Origin of the sequence: Herbaspirillum frisingense GSF30, assembly GCF_000300975.2 — a bacterium.
Taxonomy (GTDB): domain Bacteria; phylum Pseudomonadota; class Gammaproteobacteria; order Burkholderiales; family Burkholderiaceae_D; genus Herbaspirillum; species Herbaspirillum frisingense.
Genome location: NZ_AEEC02000068.1, coordinates 1 through 8,554, shown reverse-complemented (window position 1 = coordinate 8,554; position 8,554 = coordinate 1). Strand labels below are relative to the sequence as shown.

The 8,554-nt window shown below is 63.7% G+C and carries 8 protein-coding genes; 7 read left to right on the top strand and 1 reads right to left on the bottom strand.

Going from position 1 to position 8,554, the window contains the following annotated elements:
* The 4 genes from HFRIS_RS24155 to HFRIS_RS24140 form a co-directional block, all read left to right on the top strand.
* Window positions 1–291: XdhC family protein (locus tag HFRIS_RS24155; protein WP_006465655.1), on the top strand; the 291-nt coding region annotated here is incomplete at its 5' end.
* 199 nt (window positions 292–490) lie between these two features.
* Window positions 491–1,789: a guanine deaminase gene (guaD, locus tag HFRIS_RS24150; RefSeq protein WP_006465654.1), complete on the top strand. Its 1,299-nt coding sequence runs from the start codon at window positions 491–493 to the stop codon at window positions 1,787–1,789.
* 219 nt (window positions 1,790–2,008) lie between these two features.
* A complete protein-coding gene (locus tag HFRIS_RS24145; RefSeq protein ID WP_006465653.1) occupies window positions 2,009–2,404 on the top strand; it encodes a hypothetical protein in 396 nt (131 codons plus the stop codon).
* Complete coding sequence (locus tag HFRIS_RS24140; protein ID WP_006465652.1) at window positions 2,404–3,387, top strand: type II TA system antitoxin MqsA family protein; 984 nt, start codon at window positions 2,404–2,406, stop codon at window positions 3,385–3,387. The genes HFRIS_RS24145 and HFRIS_RS24140 overlap by 1 nt, the downstream gene beginning before the upstream one ends.
* Window positions 3,388–3,397: 10 nt before the next feature.
* On the opposite strand, the gene HFRIS_RS24135 is transcribed toward HFRIS_RS24140, so the two are convergent.
* On the bottom strand, window positions 3,398–4,000 hold the full coding sequence (locus HFRIS_RS24135; protein WP_039877242.1) for a TetR/AcrR family transcriptional regulator: 603 nt from the start codon (window positions 3,998–4,000) through the stop codon (window positions 3,398–3,400).
* A 255-nt stretch (window positions 4,001–4,255) separates the two neighbouring features.
* Here HFRIS_RS24135 and HFRIS_RS24130 point away from each other — a divergent pair, with 255 nt between their 5' ends.
* The 3 genes from HFRIS_RS24130 to HFRIS_RS24120 form a co-directional block, all read left to right on the top strand.
* A complete protein-coding gene (locus HFRIS_RS24130) occupies window positions 4,256–5,809 on the top strand; it encodes an efflux transporter outer membrane subunit (protein WP_152486760.1) in 1,554 nt (517 codons plus the stop codon).
* A 5-nt stretch (window positions 5,810–5,814) separates the two neighbouring features.
* Window positions 5,815–7,050 carry an HlyD family efflux transporter periplasmic adaptor subunit gene (locus HFRIS_RS24125; protein ID WP_209443048.1) on the top strand — a complete coding sequence of 412 codons (1,236 nt, stop codon included), beginning with the start codon at window positions 5,815–5,817 and terminating at the stop codon, window positions 7,048–7,050.
* 30 nt (window positions 7,051–7,080) lie between these two features.
* Window positions 7,081–8,554, top strand: a 1,474-nt coding sequence (locus tag HFRIS_RS24120) for a DHA2 family efflux MFS transporter permease subunit (protein WP_006465648.1), incomplete at its 3' end; no start/stop codon positions are given.

Below are 8,554 nucleotides of genomic sequence, written 5' to 3'. Positions count from 1 at the left end.
ACCGAACGCATCCTGAAGCGCGGGGATGCGGCCTGGTTCGGCCTGATCGGGTCGATCACCAAGCGCCGGCAGTTCGAACATCGCCTGGCCGAACGCGGCTACAGTGCGCAGCAGCTGGAACGCATCACCTGCCCCATCGGCATTCCCGGCATCTACGGCAAGGAACCGGCCAGTATCGCCATCGCGGTGGTCGCCCAACTGATGCAGTTGTGGGAATTGCGGTCCCGCCAGCCGGCCGCGCAACGCTATCCCTCTCCCCTCGTCACACACGCTCTGGACGGCAGAGGCTGAAGGAACACCCTGCCGTCACCCTCCGGAAATCTGCGTCACCAGTCCCGCTCCAGGCGCCAGACACGATCGGATTTCCCCATCGATTCCCCCCTATCCCTGTACGGAAAGCATCTTCACGTCTGTGCCTTCCAGTATGATGAATATTGAATCGACGGCCTGCGCCCAATGAGCGCCAGTCCGCCTGCAACGAGGAAATACCATGAGCCCATCCCTGCAAGCCTACCGCGCCAGCCTGCTGTACTTCAGCAACGATCCCGCCTTCGACGAACACGCCACACACTGGCACAGCGACGGCCTGCTGCTGGTCCAGGACGGCAAGATCCAGGCCGCCGGCGACTATGCCGCGCTGGCCGCCAGCCTGCCGCCTGGCACCGCCACCGAGGACCTGCGCGGCAAGATCCTCTGCCCCGGCTTCATCGATACCCACGTCCACTACCCGCAGACCGACATCATCGGTTCACCGGCGCCGGGGCTGCTGCCCTGGCTGGAGAACTACACCTTCCCGGCCGAACGTCGCTTCCAGCAGCCCGAACATGCGGCCGAAGTGGCCGACTTCTTCCTGAGCGAACTGCTGCGCAATGGCACCACCAGCGCGGCGGTGTATTGCACCGTGCATCCGCAGTCGGTGGATGCCTTCTTCAGCGCCAGCCATGCGAGCAACCTGCGCATGGTGGCCGGCAAGTGCCTGATGGACCGCAATGCCCCCGATTTCCTGCGTGACACGGCCGAGAGCGGCGTACGCGAGAGCGAGGCGCTGATCCAGCGCTGGCACAACAAGGGACGCCAGCATTACGCCATCACCGTGCGTTTCGCACCGACGTCCACGCATGCGCAGATGAAGCTGGCCGGTGAACTGGCGGCGCAGTATCCGGATACGTATATCCAGACCCACGTCGCCGAGAACACCGACGAAGTGAAGTGGGTCAAGGCGCTCTACCCGGATGCGCGCAGCTACCTGGACGTCTATGACGGCTACGGCCTCATGCGCCAGCGCGCCCTGTATGCGCACTGCATCTGGCTGGACGACCAGGACCGCGCGCGCATGGCCGCCACGCAGTCGGCTGCGACCTTGTGCCCCACCTCCAACCTGTTCCTGGGCAGTGGCCTGTTCGACTTTGCCCGCGCCGACGCGGCACGGGTACCGCTGTCGCTGGCCACCGATGTCGGTGGCGGCACCAGCTTCTCGATGCTGCAGACCATGAACGAGCTGTACAAGGTGGCGCGCATGGGCGGCACCTATCTGCCGGCGCAGCGCATGTTCTACCTCGCCACCCTGGGCGGTGCACGCGCCCTGCAACTGGAGGGGACCATCGGCAGCTTCACGCCGGGCTGTGATGCCGACTTCATCGTCCTTGATCCGCAGGCCACGCCCTTGCTGGCGCGCCGCAGTGCGACCACCGACAGCCTGGAAGAACAATTGTTCGCCCTGGCCATCCTGGGGGACGACCGCGCCATTGCCGCGACCTATTCGGCGGGGGTGAAGGTGCATCAGCGCTGATCGCTTTACGTCAGCCCGCCATCATGTGGCCCGGCTTGCCCTTGCGGTGAGCCGGGCTTTTTTTGCGTCCGCCTTTTTCTTTATCTTTTTCCAACTTTTTCGTGACCACATGGACGCTGATTGATGGAGCATCCAAAGCTCAAATGTATCTACTGAGCAACATCATTTGATATGCAATAACCATTAACTTATCAATTGATTTATATTGGAGCCCATACGATGTCTGCCACCCGCTTGCAGGTCCAAGGTTTTCTCAACCAGCTGTCTGCCATCAACCCGAAGGAAATCATCCTTTCGCGCCAGCGCAAGACGTTGGATTTCCTGGATGAACTCGATTTCGACATGCGCGACGTGATCATGGCGCTCAGACAACTGCGCGTGGAAGATTACAGCTATGGCCCGAATCAGAACGACTGGGGTGCGGGTTGGGTGTGGCACTTCGGCAAGGCCGTCATCCAGTGGGTCGATGAGGAACAGGTAGTACGGCGGGTGTACATCAAGCTCTGCCTGGCAGTCAGCAAGGATGGCCGCAAGACCACCTGCATGTCCTTCCATCCCCCTGAGAGGACGATGACCTTTCCCTTCTCCAAGCCCCCCGTTCAATGGAGCGTCTGATGGACAACAAGCTTTTCGATATCTGCCCCAACTGTGCCGGCGAAGGCACGGTACAGGCCGTGAGTACGACCGAAATCCGGACGGTGAACAAGGAAGCCTTCGAGGTTCCGGTGAACTATTTCGCCTGCCAGCGCTGCGGCGAAAGTTTCCAGACGATGGAGATGGACGACAGCCTGGCCCTGGCGCGCGATCTGTATCGCGACAAGCACGACATGGTCCGGCCGGCGCAACTGACGGCGTGGCGCAAGTCGCTCGGACTGTCCCAGGTCGAACTGGCGGCCGTACTCGGCTGGGGCGTGGCCACCGTCAGTCGCTACGAGAACGGCAAGCTGCAGTCCGACGCCCATGACAAGGCCATGCGTATGGCCATGCGCTCGGCCGAAACCGCCATGGAACTGGTGCGCACGGCCGCCGACCTGGCACCGCAGGTACGTTCCCGCCTGCTGGCCGATCTCGAAAAGAAGGCCGCCGCCCAGGCGCTGGAAAAGGCCTTTCTGGCCAGCGTGCGTACTGCACCGGCCGAGGGAATCCACCTGGAGAAGCTGGGGCAACTGGTGCTGCTGCTGAGCGAACCGGAAGGCGTCTTCGTCACGAAACTCAACAAGCTGCTGTTCTACAGCGACTTCAGTTTCTACAAGCAACGGGGACGCAGCCTGTCCGGACTGGCCTATGAACGTCTGCCGTATGGGCCGGTTCCCTCGGCGTTCCGGCTGCTGTTCTCGCTGCTGGAACAACGTGGCCTGATTCGCCAGGTGGAAGTGAAGGTAGGCACCACCGAGGGAACACAGGTCCTGCCGCTGCTGGCGTCGGACCGGAACTGCTTCGATGAAGAGGAACTGGCCCTGCTGCTCGATATCAAGAAGCGCTTTGCCAGGATGACGGCCAACGATATCTCGGAAGCCTCCCACCGGGAACAGGCCTGGATCGCCACACCGATGGGCATGACGATCGCCTACCAGCACGCGGCCGCATTGAGCTTCTGAGCTACCCGCCTCAGCGTGGCTGGTACAGGTAGATGAATGCCTGGACCGCCCGCTCGGCCGATTCGCGCTGCTGTTGCGGCGTGATGTCGGTGACCACGTTGAGCACGCGCATCTCCATCCATTCCGCCTCCATCAAGCCCCGGAACTGCATGGCCGCGATCCAGGGATCGCCGCCATGCAGCTTGCCCTCGTCCATCTTGACCTTCAGGAACTCGGCGATGCGGGTCCAGCCACGACGGGGGCCACGCTCGTAGAGCATGGGGCCCAGATCGGACTTGCCGGCGTAATACGAGGCCAATCGTTTGACGGCAATCACCTCGGGCCGGAACACCACACTCAAATAATGCGTCGCCAGACGCAATAAACCGGTTTTCAGATCGTCTTCGTTGCGTAAGGCCATGAACAGTTCTTCGAACTGGCACCCCACCTGTTTCATCATCACCTCCACGAAGATTTCTTCCTTGGAGTTGAAATAGTTGTAGAGCGTGGCCTTGGAACCGCCGACCCGGGCCGAGATTTCCGCCATCGAGGCTGCTTCGAAACCGATTTCGTTGAACACCTCGGCAGCGATATCAATCATTGCCTGGCGGCGTTCTTCACTTTTCTTGCGCATGAATTTTCCTGTGGTGCCGGCCGGCATCGCGGTGCTTGCTGCGGCCAATGTCGAATTATAGGCGGAGAAGCCATCCAAAGCCGCCAGATTCACATCAATTGCCCGTCCAAATTCGCTGTTGCGGCTTTGCCGCACAAAGGCGAGTAATTTCTCGCAATGAGTCTTGACTATTCATAAAACCAAATACTATACTGAACTGTACAGTTTTAAAACCAAGCATTTCTGCTTCAGTTGTTCACTCCACACTCCACAAACATGAATAACAATTCATCTCTCCACGGTCAGCGTTCGCCGTCGCCGCGACGTCCTCAGCCCTGGCGGCGGGCCGTGACGGCCTCGGCCGCCGTGCTGACGGCAACGCTCATGGCAGGCTGCGCCTCCTTCACCGATCTCGGCCCACGCGCCGAACCCAAATCCATCGCGCAGTACCAAGCAAGCCAGACGCTGGCGGCCACCGCAGTGCAGGCCGCCTGGCCCAGCGACCAGTGGTGGAAGGTCTATGGCGACGCGCAACTGGATGCGCTCATCGCCGAAGGCCTGCAAGGCGCACCCTCCATGGCCGTGGCCAAGGCGCGGCTGATGAAGGCCGAAGGCGCGGCCCAGCAGCAGGGTGCGGCACTGTATCCGCAGATCAGCGCCAATGCGTCGCTGGACCGGATGAAGCAGTCCTATAACAATGGCGTGCCGCCCGATTTCGTCCCCAAGGGTTACAACAACGAAACCCGCGCCACCCTGGACTTCAGCTACGAGATCGACTTCTGGGGCAAGAACCGCGCCGCACTGGCGTCGGCCACCTCGGAACTGGAAGCCAGCCGCGCCGATGCCGCCCAGGCCCGCATCACGCTGGCCACCTCGATTGCCTCGGCCTATGCCGACCTGGCCCAGCTCTACGCCCAGCGCGATACCAACGAAGCCGCCCTGAAGGTGCGGGTGGAAAGCCTGGACCTGTTCAACCAGCGTTTCGGCAACGGCCTGGAAACGCGTGGTTCGGTCAAACAGATGGAAGCACGTCGCGCCATTGCCCAGGCCGACCTGAAGGCCACCGACGAATCCATCGGCCTGCAGCGCAACAAGCTGGCCGCACTGCTGGGCGCCGGGCCGGATCGTGGCCTGCAACTGGTCCGGCCGCAGATCGACCTGTCCAAGCCCTTCGCCCTGCCGGCGCAACTGCCGGTAGAACTGCTGGGCCGCCGGCCCGACATCGTGGCCGCACGCCTGCGTGCAGAAGCCGCCGGCAAGCAGATCAAGGTGGCGCGCGCGGCCTTCTATCCCAACGTCAACCTGACGGCCTACTTCGGTTTCCAGTCGCTGGGCATCGACATGCTCACGCGCAGCGGTTCGGACATCGGCAGTGTCGGCCCGGCGATCTCGCTGCCGATCTTCAACGGCGGTCGCCTGCGCGGACAGTTCCGCTCCGCCAGCGCCAGCTATGACGAAGCCGTGGCCAACTACGACCAGGCCGTCACCCAGGCCCTGCAGGACGTGGCCGATGTCGGCGTGAGCGAAAAAGCCCTGGCCGGACGCCTGGCCGACGTGCAAGCCGCCGCCGATGCAGCCGAGGAGGCCTATCGCATCGTCAGCAACCGCTACAACGGCGGCCTGGCCAACTACCTCGACGTACTCAATGCGCAGGACACGCTCATCAGCAACCTGCGCCAGCTCTCCGATCTGCGCTCGCGCATGTTCACCCTGGATGTCGCGCTGGTGCGCGCCCTGGGCGGTGGCTACCGCGCCACCGACGACAGCAGCCGCCAGAACAGCGCCGACGCGCCCCACAACGATATGCCAAATACGCAAGCGAAAGGTTGATCATCATGTCCCACAGCGATTCCCAAGCGACCCAGACCCTGGCCGACGACGCCAAGCAACGCAATGAAGCCGCCGCCCGGGCCGCGGCCGCGCAAAAGCGCAAGAAGCTCTTCTCCATCTTCGGCGGCGTGGTCGCCATCGCGGCCGTCGGCTACGGCGCCTACTGGTATCTGATCGGCTCGCGCTATGTCGAGACCGACAACGCCTACACCGCCACCGAGATCGCCACCGTCACCCCGGCCGTCAACGGCATCGTGTCGGCCGTGGATGTGGTCGATACCCAGGCCGTCAAGAAGGGCCAGGTACTGGTGCGCATCGATGACGCCGACGCCCGGCTGGCAGTGGACCAGGCCGCTGCCGACCTGGACCGCACCGAGCGCAAGGTCAAGGGCTTCTTCGCCAATGACGCCGGCCTGGCAGCCCAGGTGCTGGCCCGCGAAGCCGAGCAGAAGCGCGCCGGTGCGCAGTTGCTGTCGGCCCAGGCCGACCTCAAGCGTGCCGAGATCGACCTGCAGCGCCGCGAAGCGCTGGCCAAGTCGGGCTCGGTCTCGGGCGAGGAATTGAGCAACGCCCGCACCGCCCTGCTGACCGCCCAGGCCAACCTGAAGGCAGCCGAAGCGGCTGAAGTGCAATCACGCGCCAACATCAAGGCCACCCAGGGTGCGCAGAAGGCCAGCACGGTGCTGACCGCCAACACCACCGTGGAAGACAACCCCGAAGTGGTACTGGCCCGCGCCAAGCTCGACCAGGCCCGCCTGGATCTGGAACGTACCGTCCTGCGCGCCCCCGTCGACGGCGTGATCGCCCGCCGCCAGGTGCAGGTCGGTCAGCGCGTGCAGAGTGGCGCCACCCTGCTGTCGGTGGTGCCGCTGCAGCAGATGCACGTGGACGCCAACTTCAAGGAAGGCCAGTTGACCAAGGTGCGCATCGGCCAGCCGGTGACCATGAAGGCTGACCTCTACGGCGGCTCGGTGGAATACCACGGCGTGGTCACGGGCCTCTCCGGCGGTACCGGCTCGGCCTTTGCCGTGATCCCGGCGCAGAACGCCACCGGCAACTGGATCAAGGTGGTCCAGCGCCTGCCGGTGCGCATCTCGCTGGACCCCAAGGAACTGGCGCAGCGCCCGCTGTCGGTGGGCCTGTCGATGGTGGTGGAGATCGATACCCGCGGCCAGATCCAGGCCGGCAACCTCCAGCCCAAGACCGCGCAGAGCACCGAGACCAAGGCCGCCGCGCTGTAAGCCAGGCCCCACGAGAAGACGAGGTTTCCCATGTCATCCACACTCAGCGCAGATGCCGGCTCGCCGCCCGCATCTCCGCCCACACCTCCTCCCACCGCCCAGCCGGCGCTGTTCGAAGCGCCACTGAGCGGCGCCCAGCTGGTCGGCGCCGGCATCCTGCTGGCGGCGGCCAACTTCATCGCCGTGCTCGATACCACCATCGCCAACGTCTCGGTATCGACCATCGCCGGGGCGCTTGGCGCCTCCACCAGCCAGGGTACCTACGTCATCACCTCCTACGCGGTGGCCGAAGCCATCACGGTGCCGCTGACCGGCTGGCTGGCCAACCGCTTCGGCACGGTGCGCGTCTTCATCCTGTCGATGGTCATGTTCGGGCTGTTCTCGGCCCTGTGCGGCCTGGCCAATTCGCTGGGCATGCTGATCGCCTTCCGCGTGATGCAGGGCCTGGCTGGCGGCCCCCTGATGCCGCTCTCGCAGACCCTGCTGCTGCGCATCTTCCCCAAGGAAAAGGCGCCCGCTGCGGTAGGCCTGTGGGCCATGACCACGCTGGTGGCACCGATTGCCGGTCCGATCCTGGGCGGCGTGCTGTGCGACCAGTACAGCTGGCCCTACATCTTCTGGATCAACGTGCCGGTAGCCCTGATCTGCGGCTACCTCGGCTGGCGCATGCTCAAGCGCTTCGAGACCAGGACGTTCAAGCTGCCGATCGATCGCGTGGGCCTGATCCTGATGGTGGTGTGGGTTGCGGCGCTGCAGCTGATGCTGGATGAAGGCAAGGAAAAGGACTGGTTCGCTTCGACTGAAATCGTGCTGCTGGCGGTGACGGCGGTGGTGTTTTTCATCGCATTCCTGATCTGGGAACTGACCGAACGCAACCCCATCGTCGACCTGCGGGTATTCCGTCATCGCGGCTTCACGGCCAGCGTGACCACCATCTGCCTGGCCTTTGGCGCCTTCTTCGGCTCGGTGGTGCTGACGCCGCTCTGGCTGCAGGGCTACATGGGCTATACCGCCACCTGGTCGGGCTGCATCTCGGCGCTGACCGGCATCCTCGCGGTGATGACCGCGCCCATGGTAGCCAAGATGTCCACCACCATCGATGCCCGCAAGCTGGTGTGCATCGGTGTGACCTGGCTGGGTTTCATCACCTTCCTGCGCGCCTTCAACACGACTGACATGTCCTTCTTCCAGATCGGCTGGCCGCTGTTCCTGCAGGGCATCGGGCTGCCGCTGTTCTTCGTGCCGCTGACCGGTCTGGCGCTGTCCAGCGTCAATGAGGAAGAAACCGCCTCGGCGGCTGGCTTGATGAGTTTCTGCCGCACCATGGCCGGCGCCATCGCCACCTCCATCGTCAACACCAGCTGGGAGAACGATGCGACCTTCTTCCATGCCGAACTGTCCGGCCTGGTCGATCGCGGTGGCGAAGCCGTCAACAGCATGGTGGCTGCGGGCATGAGCCCCGATCAGGCCACCGCCTCGCTGGCACAGACGGTACAGAACCAGG